The sequence below is a fragment of the Pseudomonas sp. Pse1 genome (assembly GCF_024519635.1).
In the GTDB taxonomy this organism is placed as follows: Bacteria; Pseudomonadota; Gammaproteobacteria; order Pseudomonadales; family Pseudomonadaceae; genus Aquipseudomonas.
This window is the reverse complement of the sequence record NZ_JALJRO010000012.1, coordinates 177,626-192,522: the sequence shown is the minus strand read 5'-3', so window position 1 is coordinate 192,522 and position 14,897 is coordinate 177,626. Positions and strand designations below refer to the sequence as shown.

General features: G+C 53.1%; 18 protein-coding genes. 10 read left to right on the top strand and 8 right to left on the bottom strand.

The genetic code is table 11. The features are described 5' to 3' along the window. The first annotated feature begins 71 nt into the window (after positions 1-71). Both NR126_RS18850 and NR126_RS18845 read left to right on the top strand, forming a co-directional pair. On the top strand, positions 72-407 hold the full coding sequence (locus tag NR126_RS18850) for a hypothetical protein (RefSeq protein WP_105753661.1): 336 nt from the start codon (positions 72-74) through the stop codon (positions 405-407). Between the two features lie 118 nt (positions 408-525). Next, positions 526-1,077 (top strand): arsinothricin resistance N-acetyltransferase ArsN1 family B, encoded by a 552-nt coding sequence (locus tag NR126_RS18845; protein WP_105753662.1) that lies wholly within the window; start codon positions 526-528, stop codon positions 1,075-1,077. A 26-nt stretch (positions 1,078-1,103) separates the two neighbouring features. Here NR126_RS18845 and NR126_RS18840 read toward each other — a convergent pair whose 3' ends face one another. From NR126_RS18840 to NR126_RS18810, 7 genes are read right to left on the bottom strand one after another with little or no spacing between them, the layout of a single operon-like run. Beyond that, positions 1,104-2,177 (bottom strand): ArsO family NAD(P)H-dependent flavin-containing monooxygenase, encoded by a 1,074-nt coding sequence (locus tag NR126_RS18840; RefSeq protein WP_105753663.1) that lies wholly within the window; start codon positions 2,175-2,177, stop codon positions 1,104-1,106. A 29-nt stretch (positions 2,178-2,206) separates the two neighbouring features. Next, entirely contained in the window at positions 2,207-2,629 is a 423-nt protein-coding gene (arsC, locus tag NR126_RS18835; protein ID WP_105753664.1) for an arsenate reductase (glutaredoxin), read from the bottom strand. A 20-nt stretch (positions 2,630-2,649) separates the two neighbouring features. Further along, a complete protein-coding gene (arsH, locus tag NR126_RS18830; RefSeq protein ID WP_105753665.1) occupies positions 2,650-3,363 on the bottom strand; it encodes an arsenical resistance protein ArsH in 714 nt (237 codons plus the stop codon). Positions 3,364-3,410: 47 nt separating this feature from the next. After that, positions 3,411-3,881 (bottom strand): arsenate reductase ArsC, encoded by a 471-nt coding sequence (locus NR126_RS18825; RefSeq protein WP_105753666.1) that lies wholly within the window; start codon positions 3,879-3,881, stop codon positions 3,411-3,413. Positions 3,882-3,897: 16 nt separating this feature from the next. Further along, the gene (locus NR126_RS18820) at positions 3,898-5,181 is read right to left on the bottom strand and encodes an arsenic transporter (protein ID WP_105753667.1); all 1,284 of its coding nucleotides are present in this window, start codon (positions 5,179-5,181) and stop codon (positions 3,898-3,900) included. 24 nt (positions 5,182-5,205) lie between these two features. Further along, a complete protein-coding gene (locus NR126_RS18815) occupies positions 5,206-5,562 on the bottom strand; it encodes a metalloregulator ArsR/SmtB family transcription factor (protein ID WP_105753668.1) in 357 nt (118 codons plus the stop codon). After that, positions 5,559-5,981 (bottom strand): arsenate reductase ArsC, encoded by a 423-nt coding sequence (locus NR126_RS18810; protein ID WP_105753669.1) that lies wholly within the window; start codon positions 5,979-5,981, stop codon positions 5,559-5,561. Before NR126_RS18810 ends, NR126_RS18815 begins: the two co-directional genes overlap by 4 nt. 141 nt (positions 5,982-6,122) lie before the next feature. Between NR126_RS18810 and arsN2 the strand changes: the two genes are divergently transcribed. The 8 genes from arsN2 to NR126_RS18770 all read left to right on the top strand — a co-directional run bounded on the left by arsN2 (position 6,123) and on the right by NR126_RS18770 (position 12,373). After that, positions 6,123-6,572, top strand: coding sequence for an arsenic resistance N-acetyltransferase ArsN2 (arsN2, locus tag NR126_RS18805; protein ID WP_256350853.1), 450 nt, complete (start codon positions 6,123-6,125; stop codon positions 6,570-6,572). 87 nt (positions 6,573-6,659) lie between these two features. Further along, a complete protein-coding gene (locus NR126_RS18800) occupies positions 6,660-7,007 on the top strand; it encodes a helix-turn-helix transcriptional regulator (RefSeq protein ID WP_105753671.1) in 348 nt (115 codons plus the stop codon). Between the two features lie 37 nt (positions 7,008-7,044). Next, the gene (locus tag NR126_RS18795; protein ID WP_105753672.1) at positions 7,045-8,130 is read left to right on the top strand and encodes an NAD(P)/FAD-dependent oxidoreductase; all 1,086 of its coding nucleotides are present in this window, start codon (positions 7,045-7,047) and stop codon (positions 8,128-8,130) included. A gap of 37 nt (positions 8,131-8,167) precedes the next feature. Beyond that, complete coding sequence (locus NR126_RS18790) at positions 8,168-9,358, top strand: MFS transporter (protein ID WP_105753673.1); 1,191 nt, start codon at positions 8,168-8,170, stop codon at positions 9,356-9,358. A 230-nt stretch (positions 9,359-9,588) separates the two neighbouring features. Next, positions 9,589-9,957 carry a hypothetical protein gene (locus NR126_RS18785; RefSeq protein ID WP_105753674.1) on the top strand — a complete coding sequence of 123 codons (369 nt, stop codon included), beginning with the start codon at positions 9,589-9,591 and terminating at the stop codon, positions 9,955-9,957. Positions 9,958-10,018: 61 nt separating this feature from the next. After that, positions 10,019-11,191, top strand: coding sequence for a DUF3800 domain-containing protein (locus NR126_RS18780; RefSeq protein WP_105753675.1), 1,173 nt, complete (start codon positions 10,019-10,021; stop codon positions 11,189-11,191). Continuing rightward, positions 11,184-11,390, top strand: a complete 207-nt coding sequence (locus NR126_RS18775; protein ID WP_105753676.1) for a hypothetical protein — start codon at positions 11,184-11,186, stop codon at positions 11,388-11,390. Before NR126_RS18780 ends, NR126_RS18775 begins: the two co-directional genes overlap by 8 nt. 32 nt (positions 11,391-11,422) lie before the next feature. Further along, positions 11,423-12,373: a hypothetical protein gene (locus tag NR126_RS18770; RefSeq protein WP_146118200.1), complete on the top strand. Its 951-nt coding sequence runs from the start codon at positions 11,423-11,425 to the stop codon at positions 12,371-12,373. 595 nt (positions 12,374-12,968) lie between these two features. Here NR126_RS18770 and NR126_RS18765 read toward each other — a convergent pair. Then, positions 12,969-14,738, bottom strand: a complete 1,770-nt coding sequence (locus tag NR126_RS18765; RefSeq protein WP_105753678.1) for an ATP-dependent endonuclease — start codon at positions 14,736-14,738, stop codon at positions 12,969-12,971. Positions 14,739-14,897 lie beyond the last annotated feature (159 nt).

Genomic DNA, 14,897 nt, shown 5'->3' with positions numbered 1-14,897 from the left:
CTCCTCGAACACCAGTCAGCAACAATCTTATTAAAACTTGCCCAGCGAAATGCGTTCCTTTGAGATGTTCTATGAACTCTGATTTAACTGAAGAAGAAATGCGTCGTGCGTTATTCGGTACGCCTCAGCCCGAGGAGCAGATGTCTGCTCCTGTAGCAGAGGAGCCAGTGGAAGAAGTCGTGCTCGCGAAATCGGTGGTCGCTCCAGCAGCCAAGAAGAAAACGGCAAAAGCATTCACGCCCAGGCTGAGGGTCACGTTACGCGTTGGAAACGAGTTTGAAGGGAAAATGATCGAGTTGATTCACGAGGCTGATACATTGAGCTCGTTGCTTGCTGAACAGGAGGCTGTGAAGGCTGCGAGGAAGAAGTACAAATATGTTGAGGTTGTATCGGTCAAATCGATGTAGAGGCCCTAGCTGACCGACTTAGGCGAATGGTAGCGCCCATAACATCTTCATACTTCGACCATGTCCAAGGCTGATCCACAAAGGGTAATGTTCAACTTTCGAATCAGGGAAGACTTACATGGCTTTGAAAATCCGTACGGCATTGGTGGCTGATGCTGTAGCCATCCAGCGCATTTACGCTCCCATCGTTTCAACAACGGCCATCTCGTTCGAAGAGATTCCGCCAAGCGCTGAGGAAATAGCTCAGCGAATAGCGACAACGCTTCTGACATATCCCTACTTGGTGGCCGAAGAGGGAGGAGAGATCAAGGGCTATGCTTACGCAAGCCAACATCGCGCTCGTCCGGCCTATCGGTGGGCTGTGGACGTGACGGTTTACATAGCCGAGTCGGCTCGCCGTCAGGGGGTTGGCCGTGAGCTCTATGAGACGTTGCTTCCGATTCTTGAAAAGCAGAGGTTTCGCGCAGCTTATGCCGGAATTGCGCAGCCCAATGAAGGGAGTGTGGGTCTGCACGAGTCGCTGGGATTCGTCCATATCGGTACATATCCGGAGGTAGGCTTCAAGCTTGGGAAATGGCACGACGTCGGCTACTGGCGACTCGGGTTGTGCCCGGCAACTCCTCCACTGGAGCCTATTCTCTTTCCTGAGCTTGAAGTCGCATCACAGTAGGCACACTCGATTTGCGTCGCGAGCCATCAGGATTCGCTAGTGAGATAGCTTTGGACTTGGTTGACTACATCTCGAGCGGTGCGGGTTACTCCGATCAATGTTGCAGAGGCAAGCCCCGTCCAATCGCCGTAGCCCACCAGCCACAGATTAGGTGAAGCAACACTCCGGTTTTCATTCACGGCGACTTTGCCGTCATCGCCAACGATACCCAGGTTGCTCAGGTGGTCGAGCGCTGGAGAAAATCCAGTACACCAGATGACGGCATCGATCTTCGTCTCGGCCCCCGATGGCCACACAACACCTGTTGAGGTGAAATGCGTAAATGGCCGCACCGTGTTCAGCACGCCGCGTTCGCGAGCTTCCTTTACCGGTGGCACCATTACAATGTCTCCCAGCCCTCCAACGGGCTGTTGAGGCTCAATCCCATCTTGTTGCGCCTTCAATCTAGCAGTGGCCCGCTCGAACAGGACGCGGCCATCGACCTCATCTGGAAGATATTTTGGCGATTGCTGAGTCACCCAGGTTGCGTGAGCCACCTTTGAAACTTCGGCGTAAATCTGGGCACCCGAGTTACCACCGCCAACGACCAGCACTGCCTTCCCTTCGAACTCTCTCGGCCCAACGTAATGGGCGGAATGGATTTGCTGCCCCTCGAAAAGCTCCTGCCCTGGATAGGTTGGAATAACCGGACTGCTCCACGTGCCTGTTGCACTGATGACCGTATTGGCATCCCAGTAAGTATCCCCGGAAAAAACGCGCAACCCGCCTTCGATGTTCTCGACATGGGTCACCCGCGTGGAACGGATGATGGGGAAGTCATATCGGCGCTCGTACTGAGTTAGATAGTCGACAACATCGTCCCGCCCAGGAGTCCCCTCGGATACTGCTGGCATGGGCCAGCCGGCAATTGAGCTCCAAGCAGACGGCGAGAATAGTCTCAGAGAATCCCACCCATGCCGCCAGGCCCCTCCCGGTGCCGACTCGGCGTCGAGTAATACGTAGGAAAGGCCTGTACGCCTCAAAAAATAGGCTACGGTGAGCGCGGATTGGCCACCTCCAATGACCACTACATCAAATTTCGAGTTTTGATTCACCAGCATCTCTCCAGGCCTATCTGCTTTACATCGGTTTAAACCCTACGGCCATTCTCATCAATGACGACTTGTCCGTCTTCTTTGACGAAGCTGCCGCGCTGCTCCTGCGGCAGAAGGTCGAGGACTGCCTCTGACGGACGACACAAGCGTGTACCCAAAGGCGTCACAACGATGGGGCGATTGATCAGGATGGGATGAGCCATCATGGCATCGATGAGCTGGTCATCAGTAAGTGACGTATCGCCCAGTCCCAGCTCCTCGTAAGGAGTGCCTTTGATACGAAGGAGGGCCCGCACCTCGATACCCATATCCTTGATCAACCTGACAAGCGTGGTGCGGTCAGGTGGTGTCTTTAGGTACTCGATAACAGTCGGCTCTTCTCCGCTGTTGCGGATCAGTTCCAAAGTATTGCGAGAGGTTCCACATTGCGGGTTGTGATAGATCGTTATCTGACTCATACCGTTTCCTCGCGGTGACGTTAAATGGAGCGCTGGTTGACGCGGTTGGACAGCTCTTCAGCTGACTCTTTACGCTCGGAGTAGCGATCAACCAAGTAGTCCTGGCGACCCCGCAACAGCAGCGTGAACTTCATCAGCTCTTCCATCACGTCCACCAGTCGGTCGTAGTACGAGGACGGTTTCATACGGCCTGTCTCGTCGAACTCGGTAAACGCCTTGGCCACCGAAGATTGATTTGGGATGGTGAACATGCGCATCCACCGCCCCAATACCCGTAGTTGGTTGACCACGTTGAAAGATTGCGAGCCACCACAGACCTGCATTACTGCAAGGGTCTTTCCTTGCGTAGGTCGAACAGCACCAATCGCAAGCGGAACCCAGTCGATCTGGGCCTTGAATACTGCGCTCATAGAGCCGTGCCGCTCAGGCGAACACCACACCTGTCCTTCAGACCATTGCATGAGTTCGCGCAATTCCGCGACTTTGGGATGTGTATCCGGAGCATCGTCCGGCAGCGGCAAACCCGAGGGATCGAAGATTTTGGTTTCGGCGCCAAACTCCTCCAACAAGCGGGCTGCTTCCTGAGTCACCAACCGGCTGAAAGAGCGCTCTCGCGTCGATCCATACAGAAGCAAGATTCGAGGCTTATGGAGTGACGGTGTACGCGGCTCCAGTTGCTCCAGCGACGGAATTTCGATCAGGTCGGCGTGTACGTTCGGCAATGTGTCTTGCATAAAAACTCCTACGGCGACGCCAGGTTGGGCACCGCCTCGGTTGATCTTTAAAGCGAACCGATGCGATTCAGTTCAGCTTTCAACTGTTCAGCGCTGATGGTCTTCAGTGGCAGCGCAAGAAATGCGCTCACGCGCTCGTGAATTTTGGCGAGTGTGGTTTCAAACGCTGCGGTGATCTCGGCTTCCGACCCGCTAGCGTCAGATGGGTCGGCCAGCCCCCAATGCGCCTTCAAAGCTGGCCCAAAGAAGATTGGGCATGCCTCACCCGCTGCCCGGTCACAGACAGTGATCACGATGTCTGGAGGCGAACCTTCAAAAGCATCCGAAGCCTTGCTGCTCAAGCCCGCCGTGGAAATACCCGCCTCCTCCAGTGTTTGCAATGCCCGTTGATTCACCCGTCCACTGGGAAAACTTCCTGAGCTGACGGCTTCTACACCCTCGGGCGCCAAGTGGTTGAAAAGCGCCTCGGACAGGATGCTGCGGCAGCTGTTGTGGGTGCACATGAACAAGACTTTCATCAGACGATTCCTTGATTCAAAAACTGAGGCGCAGTGCCAGGGCGGACAATGTGGCGACGAGGATGGGCACGGTCAGCACGATCCCGGTCTTGAAGTAGTAACCCCAGCTGATCGTTATATTTTTCCGGGCGAGCACGTGCAGCCACAACAGAGTTGCCAAGCTCCCAATTGGGGTGATCTTCGGGCCCAGGTCGCAGCCGATGATGTTGGCGTAAACCATCGCTTGCTGGACAACACCATCGACTTCGGCGGCATGAATGGATAAGGCGCCTACCAGAACGGTGGGCATGTTGTTCATGATCGAAGACAGCAACGCTGTCAGCAGCCCTGTACCAAGGGACGCGCCCCAAACGCCATAACCGGCGAACACGTTCAGGATCTGCGCGATGTGGTCGGTCAGGCCGGCGTTCTTCAGGCCATAAACAACCAGGTACATACCCAAAGAAAAAATCACCACCTGCCATGGCGCCTCTTTGAGCACCTTGCTTGTGTTGATGGCGTGACCACGAGCCGCGATGACGTAAAGAATGAATGCACAGACCGCTGCAATGGCGCTGATTGGCACCCCCAATGGCTCAATGACAAAGAAGCCGATCAGCAGTAGTGCCAGCACCCACCAACCGGCTACAAAAGTGGCCCGGTCGTGGATTGCCTCGTCCGGATTGTCCAGTTGGTTGAGGTCATAGGTCTTTGGTAAATCTTTGCGGAAAAACCACATCAGCATGGCTAACGTCGCCGCCACGCTGACGATGTTTACCGGCACCATGATCGAAGCATATTCGTTGAAGCCGATATCGAAGTAGTCGGCAGAAACGATGTTGACCAGGTTGGAAACCACCAGCGGTAAGCTCGCCGTATCGGCGATAAAACCGGCTGCCATAACGAATGCCAACGTAGCAGCAGGAGAAAAACGCAGCGCCAGCAACATCGCGATCACAATGGGTGTGAGGATCAATGCTGCTCCGTCATTGGCGAACAGGGCCGACACCGCTGCGCCCAGCAGGACGATAAATGCGAACAGCTTGCGGGTGCTCCCGCCTCCCCATCGGGCGACATGCAGCGCAGCCCATTTGAAAAAGCCTGCCTCATCAAGCAACAGACTAATAATAATGACCGCGATGAACGTTCCGGTAGCGTTCCAGACTATGCGCCAAACCTCTGGTATGTCGGCAAGGGTAACGACACCTGCCAGCAACGCCACGATGGCACCGAACATCGCACTCCAGCCCACCCCCAGCCCCTTGGGCTGCCAGATGACAAAGACGATGGTGGCGATAAAGATCAATACGGCAATCAGCATTTCATTAATCCGGTTGGGCGTGAATCAGCTACACACGGCTTGGTTGATCGGGCGGTCGTTCATGCCGCAGAGGCGCTTAGCCTCGGTTTCCAGCCATTGCTGATTGGCGTCTACCACTTCCTTCAAAACTGCAGTCACCCACGCGGGCAAATCAGGATTCAGTCGGTAGTACACCCATTGGCCTTGGCGACGATCCAACAGCAAACCGGCAGAGCGCAGCAGCGCCAAATGACGAGAAATCTTCGGCTGACTCAGGTCGAGTGCTGCCGTTAGCTCGCAGACACACAGCTCACCTTCACTCACGACAAGCAGCGAAATTTTTGCTCGGGTGTCATCCGCCAGGCACTTGAATAAGGTGGTGGGGGTCATGGGTTCTGTCATAGATCCTCCAGGTGTTTGGTCTTGACCAAAACGAAGAGCTTGATGCGCTCGTGGATGTCGTGGAACGTGTGGCGAAATGCGCCAGGATCATCGCTGGTTACTGGGTCAGGAAAATCCCAGGCAATGACTTCAGCTGCGCTGGGCATTGGTAGGCACTCGCTTGCGGATTTATCACAAAGAGTGATTACGTAATCGAATCGATCAGCTTGAAACTCGCTGATGGACTTGCTGCACAGGCCCGTTGCATCTACCCCAACTGCCTCCAATGCCTGAATCGTGCGCGGATCAACCTCAGACGGTTCGGATCCGGCGCTGAAGGCCTCGAAGCGCGGGTCGGTGTGCCGCAGCAAAGCCTCTGCAAGCAGGGAGCGGGCTGAGTTGGCAACGCACACGAAAAGCACTTTGATAGCAGGGCTCATGGTTGAACTCGATGCATATGGAAAATCGAATATACGCTTTGGCAGATATTCGGTAAAGCGAATATGATGTTTACTGCTTCGGTATGCGCCCTAACGTTCCATGCGTGTCGGCATAACGGAGATGAGAGAATGGAGGGGAAGATGATGATCCAGGCAAAGGAAATAGCCGGAGGACAGTGGCAGCGCTTTCGCGATGCGCTGAAATCTGCTGATCTTCCAGCAGACGATATTGATCTTCCAGGCCGAACCTTTTTTGAGTTCACACTAGACGGTGAAACGGTCGCATGGGGAGGATTCGAAACGCATGGTACGGACGGGTTGTTGCGTTCTTTGGTCGTAGTGTCGACATACAGATCGAAGGGGGTCGGTATCGCGGTGCTTCGGGTCATTGAAGCGATAGCTGCCGAGCAGGGAATCGCTCGATTTCATTTGCTGACAACAACCGCGTCAGGCTTTTTTGAGCAACAGGGCTATGCAGTAAATCAACGAGGCTCAGCGCCACCTCTGATTTCTCAGACGGGGCAGTTCAGGGGGCTTTGCCCTGGCTCGGCTTGCTACATGTGCAAGGCGTTACCATTCGACAATGGCTGATAGTCTGCCCAACCGATAGCCTGGGAGGTAGTGTCCATTATTGACCGGCCCTTTACATGTGCACGTGCATGCACATATAGTTCCTTCATGAATACATCACAAACCCGAACCCAAGCTATTGAGGCCGCCATCGAATCGTTGGACGGCGCATTCTTCAAAGCCCTGTGTGAGCCACCGCGAATCGCCGTGCTGAAGCGCGTCATGCTATTGGGTCGCGCTGATGTTACTGAAATTGCAGCTGAGTTGCCTCAGGAGCGTTCGGTTGTATCTCGCCATCTTCAGGTGCTACTGGAAGCGGGGATTGTTCGAGCTGCTAAGGTAGGGCGCCAGATGTTCTATGAAGTGGACGGCCCAGCCATTATCAAGCGTCTAGAAGCCATCCTCCTCCACACCAAAAGCATCGCCCCGCTGTGCTGTCCAGGCAAAAAGGACTAATCCTTTTTTGTATAAATACGTGCATAAGTGCGCATACATGAACGCAAATAATCAGATGTTTGATGTTGTTGTCATTGGTGCTGGCCAAGCAGGGTTGGCTAGCGGTTGGCACCTGAAGCAGCACGGCCTCAATTTCCGCATTTTTGATGAGCAATCGCAGCCTGGTGGGAACTGGCGTAATTACTACGACAGCCTTGAATTGTTCTCGCCAGCAGCATATTCCTCTCTTCCGGGACTTCCTTTTCCTGGAACAGCAGGCCACTACCCTTCTCGGAATGAAGTAGTGCGTTATCTGGAAGGTTATGCCGACTTCTTCCGGTTACCTATCCTTCAAGGGATTAGGGTCACGAACGTAGGTCAGGAAGGCGAAGGATTTCGGATCACTGCAACGAACGGACAACGCTTCTGGGCGAGAGCGGTGGTCGTGGCCTCAGGAGCCTTCAGTCGTCCCTACGTACCCGATATCCCTGGGCTCAAAAACTTCAGCGGCACTCAGCTTCACAGTGCTCATTATCGGAATGCAGAAGCATTTAGTGGGCAACGCATCGTCGTAGTTGGCGCTGCGAACTCCGCTGTACAAATCGCTTACGATTTATCCAAAGTTGCAACAGTGACTCTGGCCACGCGAGAGGCGATTCGATTCGCGCCACAACGGATATTAGGAGCAGATTTTCATACTTGGTTGAAATGGACAGGCCTAGAGAAAACTAAGTGGCTAAACGATCAAAGCACGCCTGTACTGGACGACGGCACGTACAGAAAGGCTCTGAGATCCGGAGACTTCAATCAAGCAGCAATGTTCTCCGAGGTCACTTCAACAGGCGTGATTTGGGCCGAAGGTCAGCATGAAACCGTTGATAGCCTCATTTTTGCCACTGGCTTTCGTCCGAACCTGCCATTTCTCCAAGGCCTTCCAGTAATGGATGAGCAGGGACGAGTGGCGCAACGCGACGGGCGAGCAGTTCATGTCCCAGGCTTGTACTTTGTAGGCTTGCCCAAACAACGCAACTTCGCCTCTGCAACCCTACGAGGCGTGGGGCCTGATGCCGAACACATACTCCCGTATTTGCTAAAGCGAGCTCGTAATTTGGAAGCCGCCCCCACGCTTGTAACGCAAAACTGAGCAGCTTACGTCTGAAAAACACAAGAGCCCGTAGCTAGTGAAAAACCTAGAAAGCAGCCAGCAACCTATCAACCGACTCAGGCTTGTGTGGGCATTAGGCATCGCACAAATCCTCGCTTGGAGTTCGACCTATTACCTGCCAGCAGTTCTTGCGACACCAATCACCAAAGAAACAGGATGGTCAGTTACGAGCGTAGTAATTGGATTGTCTTGGGGACTGCTGGTCGCAGGAGCTTGCTCGCCCATGGTGGGACGATGGATCGACCGAAGTGGGGGACGCCCCGTGTTGGCAGCTAGCTCGTTATTTTTGGCGATGGGTATGCTGTTGATGGGCTTAGCCAGTAACTTAGCCGTTTATTACCTAGCATGGACGCTGATCGGCGCGGGCATGGCTGCTGGTCTTTATGACGCAGCGTTTTCGACACTCGGACGACTACTTGGCGACCATGCACGTGCCTCGATGACTGGTCTAACCTTGCTAGGTGGGTTTGCCAGCACCTTAGGCTGGCCACTGATCGCAGGCCTAGAGCACCAGATCGGGTGGAGGTACAGCTGCTTTGCCTTAGCCGCAACGCATCTGGTAGTTGGTCTACCAATCCATCTTCTGGCAATTCCCAGCGAGAAAGGCCCCCCAGATGAATCTGCACCTCTTGCAAGTATCCAGTCCACTGCAACTGCCAGCAAATTAACCAATCGCATATTCATCCTGCTGGCAGCGCTACTGACATTCCAATCCCTGGTGATTTCCTCCGTTTCAGTCCATCTACTTGATGTGCTGAAACTGCTTGGCATCGCAACCTCAACGGCATTAGCCATAGGAATGATGATTGGGCCATCTCAAGTCGTGGCACGCCTTGCTGAGTTTTCGATTGGGAGAAACCTGCACCCTACCTGGTCGGCTCGTATCGCCATCCTGCTATGCGGGGTGGGTATTGCCCTACTTTTACCGGCCATCCCGTGGCTAGCCTTCGTAGCCCTGGCGCTTTACGGAGCAGGTAATGGAATTCTGACCATTGCTCGCGGAACATTACCCTTGGCTCTATTCGGCGCTGATGGCTACGGAACACGCATGGGGCTGTTGGCTCGCCCCATGCTGATCGCCCAGGCTGCAGGCCCTGTAGCAGCAGCACTTGTTCTAGAGAAATTTGGTTCAATCCCGCTGTTGGTTGGTTTGTGCGTTTTAGTGGCGATTAGCTTCATCACAAGCCTTGCGCTTCCCACCGAATAAATGCTGGCGTAGTGATCCCAAAACGGCACATTAATCCTTGTTTAAGGGCTTAATGTGCCGATTAGGGCACCTTATGCCGAGAGGATCTCGAGGGCGAACAACGCTGCAGCCCCAGTGCAGGATGGTGTGCTATGAGCTGTCGACAAGCGCGAGCGCAGGTGATCAAGGTGGTGATGGCTTTTAGCCTCGATGCCAGCTAGATTTGGAGCTTTCTCCGATCAAGGATAGATATGAAAAAGCTCATCGCAGTCATTGGGATGTGTGTCGCGCTCGGCGGTTGCGCCACATCCCACTACACCGCAGGTCGAGACTTTCCGTCGGCAAGTGTAGCGAGCATCACCAAAGGCAAAACCACGACTGCTGAGTTGAAGTCGCTATTCGGCGAGCCTTACGCCAAGAGCGCAGTCAGCGAGACTGACGAGAAGTGGATCTACACCTACACCAATGGCTCAGCCCATGCCCAGAGCTATGTGGTCACTATGAAGGTGACGACTACTGGCACCCAGAAAACGCTCGACGTCTTGATCCGAAATGACGTGGTCATCAACTACACGTTCAGCGAAGGCCCCGCTTCAGGCACTACCACTGCGACGAACTAAGTTCGCCACCTTGCCATTGGGCGACCCACTGCGCTCAGCACGTTGTTGATGGAGCAAGCTCATGGACAGAACCTATGCCTTCGTGGATGAGTCCGGGAATTCCGACCTTGATACGTCAAAGGGAGGAAGCTCGGGCTTCTTCGTCGTGTGCTCCATTCTGGTGGCAGAGAAAGACCTGGAAGCTGCTTATGCCCAAGCTGAAGCACTCCGCATGCGTCATTTTCAAACAGGCGAGATCAAATCCAGCAATCTGAAGCCGAAGGATTCAGATCGCCGTGCCCGAATCCTCAACGAGCTAGCTGAGCTGCCATTCAAGCTCTATTTCACCGTCGTTGATAAATCCCGAATTCACAAAGACGGCGGGCTCCGTATCAAGACCTCGTTCATAAAATACGTGAACGGGTTGCTCTATGAACGTTTGTTCCGCACATACCCTGACCTCCAGATGATCGTAGACGAGCATGGTGGCCAGGAATTTCAGGAGAGCCTCAAAAGCTACGTTGCAGAACGATTCGTGGACGACCTATTTGGCGATAAGGATGCCTTCCAGACGATGGCCAGTAAGGACAACGTTTTGGTTCAGGTTGCAGATTTCTTCGCTGGCTCAGTCGCTCAGATCTACGAAGAGAAAGCTTCGGAAGAAGCAGTTCTTGCCTACAAGAAAATCCTCCGCAGCCTGACTCTTGGAATGCTTGAGTGGCCATCCAAGTACCAGTCTCTTCTGCCACCGCCAACGGATGAATCTGGGTATGCAGACTACCAGGTACACCAAGAAGCTCTCCGCCAGGCTGATCGTTTTAGCGAGCGGGTTGGTAAGCACCCCGATGAAGATGAGCGACTGCAGCTGAGCATCTTGAGGTTCTTGAGATTCCAGAGCGAATTCGTCACCAAGGATTACGTGCTGACTACGGAGATCATGGCCCATCTAAAAGATAGCGGACTGGGAGAGGTCAACGGCCAGAGAGTCCGCTCCAGTGGCATTGCCAAACTCCGCGATGCGGACGTCATCATCACAAGCGCGGCCAAAGGCTACAAGATCCCTCAAACACGGGCAGACATTAACGAATTTCTTGAAAGAGCGTCAGGCATTGTTGTTCCTCTACTGGAACGGGTCAAAAAGGCTCGAGAGGTGTATCGGCTGAGTAGTCGAGGAGAATATGACATTGTGACGACAGCCAACCTGGCTGAGCTTGCCAAGCTGCTCACTGCGCTCGAGGCGTTTGCAGATGACTGAACTCAGTCATGGCAACGAACCTCTGCAGGCTGCATTGATCCAGGATGAAATCCTAGAGATCTTGAAAGAAGCCAAGGTGCTTGCGCGTAGATTCTATCGCTTGACCGGCAAGCCGCTGGGCGTGACCGACGAGGTGGCAGAGTACGAAGCGGCTACTACTAGGCTCGATCTGTTTAGTTATGCAAGTCGTGATAAATAATATTCAAAGCTAATTGACCGAGGCAGTAATCGATGCAACAGAACATCTTGAATCACCTGCAAGTCATGAAATCAAAATTTTCCAGCCACGATCAGGAGTGGGTGCGTTACAAAAACGAATCTGAATTCTCTTTTGATGTGGCACATACCTCGCCTATTAGAGAACTGTATTCCGAGGGTAGAAGTCTGTCTATGTATCTCTCAGGACGCTTAGAAACGCAATATGTGAATACTTCTATGCTTCTAAATGAATACATAGAGCAAGTGAGGGAAGCCATTCCAAATGAAAGCGACTACCTGAAGATTGGAGCAGATGCCCGATCAGATTACGAAGCCAACTATCCTAATAATTACACCGTTCGATATATGATTGAACTGTATGAAGAACAATGGGAAAAAATCCCTATGGTTCGACATCTATTAGACCAATTAGCCGAACTACCTTCGTACCAATCGCTGGTAACCGCTGATCCAATACAGGTAATAACCCAGTGGATCTATAATTGGGAACAAAATATCCAACTCCACCAACGCGAAGACGAGAATGGCTTGCGCGCGCAGCTTGCACTTGGGCTCAGAAACGCAGGTTTTGCAAGCGTAAGTGAAGGATATAATTATCAGGGCCGTGCGGATATCCTGATCCAAAGACCCCCAAAACGAGGAGGTAATACAGCGGGCAACGAACTGGTCGTCGAATGTAAGATATGGAGCGGACAGGCGGCATTCGTTGCCGCTGTCTCGCAGATATGTAGATATCTGACTCGACACGACGACCAAGCTGCCCTGATCATATTTGTTCGAAATGAAGACTTTGCTAGGGTTTGCGACTCTGCGTATGCAGGCTTGAAAATCTCCTCTGCTGCTAGCGACCTTGAGGGCAGCGGAGCCTTTTACAAGTTGAAACTCACACCCGCTCAGGACAGCGGGGCGACTGTAGATACAACTGTCATCCTCTGCAACCTGGTGGTAAACCGTTACCAATGAACACTGCAAGCCGACCATCAACCCCCGGAGCAGTCCCGTGCCATGAAAGTACACTGCGGGCAACTCGGCACGGTAGATCCGCTTGATAATTCGAAAATGGTGTCCACTTGAATTGGACACCATGGCGTTCCGCGTGGGACAGGACGATGTGTTGGCCGGGTTGATACCGATATTGTGGTCTTAGTGCTGCTGGATTCGTACAAGTAGTGCCAGGGTAGAGGATGCTCTGACTTTGCCACGTTCGAAAGCCATACTTGAGCTCGGTGAGTTGGCTATAGGCAATTCATGTCGATAGCTACATTGCGTTGGGCTCGCTATGAGCCTAGCGACTTAGAGTATTAAACGCCTTTTGGAGGCCGAGTGCTGCGGATATGTCCCGTGTGACGAGCAAGGTTAATGTCCCCAGTACGGCACATTAACTATCATTTTTAGGCTTAATGGCCCTATTCGGGCACATTAACTGAGAGACGGAATGCGGCCTGTAATGACGATAGCCCTTACTGCTGCCGTGTGATCGACTGAAAAATTGAAGCAAGTTGGGGCGTACCAATCGTGAGGAAGACGTCGCATTCCTCAGCAGCTGCAAGGTGCGCAATTAGATAGCTCGCATCCAATCTAGGGTGCTTCGGAAAACGGGATATTCTTGATCAATTATCTCCGGTTGCCAGCTCCGGATATTGTCTTCTTGAGCGATTATGGCTGCCTCTCCCTTCTCATCAATTCTCAAGGCATCCTCAATGCACCCCATTGGCCAGACCCAAGTTGCAAAACCTTTCATTGCTTCATGAGCAGTATTAGCGAGTGCTTGGCCGTCTGCAGTTCTCGCAAAAGCAGCCCAACAGTCAGCTGCTGAACCTCCCCTAGAATTCTGTGGCAGTCCGTTTCCACCGATCAGGAACCCCTGAGTTTGGCCGACCACTTGAAGCACAGATCTGACGTTATCCATCTCCTCGCATTCCTTCGGTAGCCATGGCCCCCTGGCGTGAGTGAACGCGAAATCTAAGTCAGCGATCACACCGCATTTGATACCCATTGCTGTCAGGACAGAAAAGCCTTTGGGAATCGAAGTACAACTGCCGAGAGCAACAAAACAGATCCGTTCGAGCTCAGGCCTGACGCCGTAGAGCTTTTCGTAGATGAGTGGTAGCAACCTCTGATCGGTTTTGCCCTCGCAGAGAATTACTTTTTCTGCGAAATAGATTTCAGCAATATTTCCGAGCTCGAAAAGGGTTCGAGATTGGGCTTGTGCCTCTGCCATTGCTTGCGCAACTGCCGCTCCCATTGGAATGCGAACCTCGGAACCACTCTCCCGTGATCTACGTACGATGACCGTTTCAGGTGCGTTGTCCCTGCTCACCATCAAGGGCGAATGGGTCGTGAACACGACTTGGTAGCCGGATTTCGAAAGCACATGTAGTGCTTCCCGAAGGCCTCTGACTCCTTGAGGGTGGAGGAAAATCTCAGGCTCATCGATCAGTAGGAGACGACGGGCAAGATCTTGCTCGCGAGTTTTACGGATATCCGCCAGAAGCCGGATCAAGGCCATTTGTATCGCACGCTGCGCACCGCTACCTAAGGTATCGAAACGTCTGGTTTGACCAGATATCTCATCGGTCACGTTCAGATCACCGCTCTTGAAAAACTCCTTAACGTCGATTGACGGTACGTCCAGGTTCAATAGCAAACCAGGGAAGAAGCTTGAGAGGGCATTAGTGGCGCTGGTATCGAACTCAGTCAGTAGAGGGGATCGGTTCTCACCGTCGGCTCCCAATATATTCCTGACCGCTGTGAGTGCATCCTGTACCTCTTGATGAGCAGTGAGGATGGGGGCCATGATTTCATCCAGCAGCCCACGAATTGTGCTCCCAGCTTTGCCTTTGCCCAAGTCTTCCTGGACATCATCCATGGCGCGGATGTGCAGCGCTTCGGGTAACAATGCCGAAATGGCTTGAGGCAGGCCCGTGGGATAGGAGCGCCATGAAGTGGGAAGACCTTGATCATCAAGACCAGCATTTTCCCAGACTTCCGCAGTCGGTTTAGTCGAGCCTGATGCGGAAATCCTTATCCAAAGGTCACCGTTGATGCAGTAGGGGGTAATCGCGGCTTGATGTTTGGCTTCAGGGATTTGTGCAATCAGCTCTTCTGTAATCCCTGACACGCAGGCGCTGATGATGATTGGCTGGCTGGGGTCATTAGCGTCTGTTTTCGCAAATGCCTTTGGTGCTAACACCAATCTGATCGCGTCGAGGATGGTGGATTTCCCCGCGTTGTTCTGACCGACCAGTGGGGTGAAATCACCCAGAGGCAAAAACACTTGCTTGCACGAGCGGAAGTTCTTGATGTGTATTTTGCTCAAGGAGTGCATGGCCGGAATTCCCTATCTACGGTGGGCATGGAGCCTCAGCGTAGCTGGAAAGTGGCGATGCGCACTGTCCCCCACGAGCACCATGGTTCTTGTCGACATGCGCAGCTTGTTTTGTACTGGCTGGATAAAGCAGAGAGCGTTTTGAATGGCCAGCGTTTG

Coding starts and splice junctions, on each gene's coding strand:
- NR126_RS18850 (WP_105753661.1), top strand. CDS start 72: ATGAACTCTGATTTAACTGAAGAAGAAATGCGTCGTGCGTTATTCGGT.
- NR126_RS18845 (WP_105753662.1), top strand. CDS start 526: ATGGCTTTGAAAATCCGTACGGCATTGGTGGCTGATGCTGTAGCCATC.
- NR126_RS18840 (WP_105753663.1), bottom strand. CDS start 2,177: ATGCTGGTGAATCAAAACTCGAAATTTGATGTAGTGGTCATTGGAGGT.
- arsC (WP_105753664.1), bottom strand. CDS start 2,629: ATGAGTCAGATAACGATCTATCACAACCCGCAATGTGGAACCTCTCGC.
- arsH (WP_105753665.1), bottom strand. CDS start 3,363: ATGCAAGACACATTGCCGAACGTACACGCCGACCTGATCGAAATTCCG.
- NR126_RS18825 (WP_105753666.1), bottom strand. CDS start 3,881: ATGAAAGTCTTGTTCATGTGCACCCACAACAGCTGCCGCAGCATCCTG.
- NR126_RS18820 (WP_105753667.1), bottom strand. CDS start 5,181: ATGCTGATTGCCGTATTGATCTTTATCGCCACCATCGTCTTTGTCATC.
- NR126_RS18815 (WP_105753668.1), bottom strand. CDS start 5,562: ATGACAGAACCCATGACCCCCACCACCTTATTCAAGTGCCTGGCGGAT.
- NR126_RS18810 (WP_105753669.1), bottom strand. CDS start 5,981: ATGAGCCCTGCTATCAAAGTGCTTTTCGTGTGCGTTGCCAACTCAGCC.
- arsN2 (WP_256350853.1), top strand. CDS start 6,123: ATGATGATCCAGGCAAAGGAAATAGCCGGAGGACAGTGGCAGCGCTTT.
- NR126_RS18800 (WP_105753671.1), top strand. CDS start 6,660: ATGAATACATCACAAACCCGAACCCAAGCTATTGAGGCCGCCATCGAA.
- NR126_RS18795 (WP_105753672.1), top strand. CDS start 7,045: ATGAACGCAAATAATCAGATGTTTGATGTTGTTGTCATTGGTGCTGGC.
- NR126_RS18785 (WP_105753674.1), top strand. CDS start 9,589: ATGAAAAAGCTCATCGCAGTCATTGGGATGTGTGTCGCGCTCGGCGGT.
- NR126_RS18780 (WP_105753675.1), top strand. CDS start 10,019: ATGGACAGAACCTATGCCTTCGTGGATGAGTCCGGGAATTCCGACCTT.
- NR126_RS18775 (WP_105753676.1), top strand. CDS start 11,184: ATGACTGAACTCAGTCATGGCAACGAACCTCTGCAGGCTGCATTGATC.
- NR126_RS18770 (WP_146118200.1), top strand. CDS start 11,423: ATGCAACAGAACATCTTGAATCACCTGCAAGTCATGAAATCAAAATTT.
- NR126_RS18765 (WP_105753678.1), bottom strand. CDS start 14,738: ATGCACTCCTTGAGCAAAATACACATCAAGAACTTCCGCTCGTGCAAG.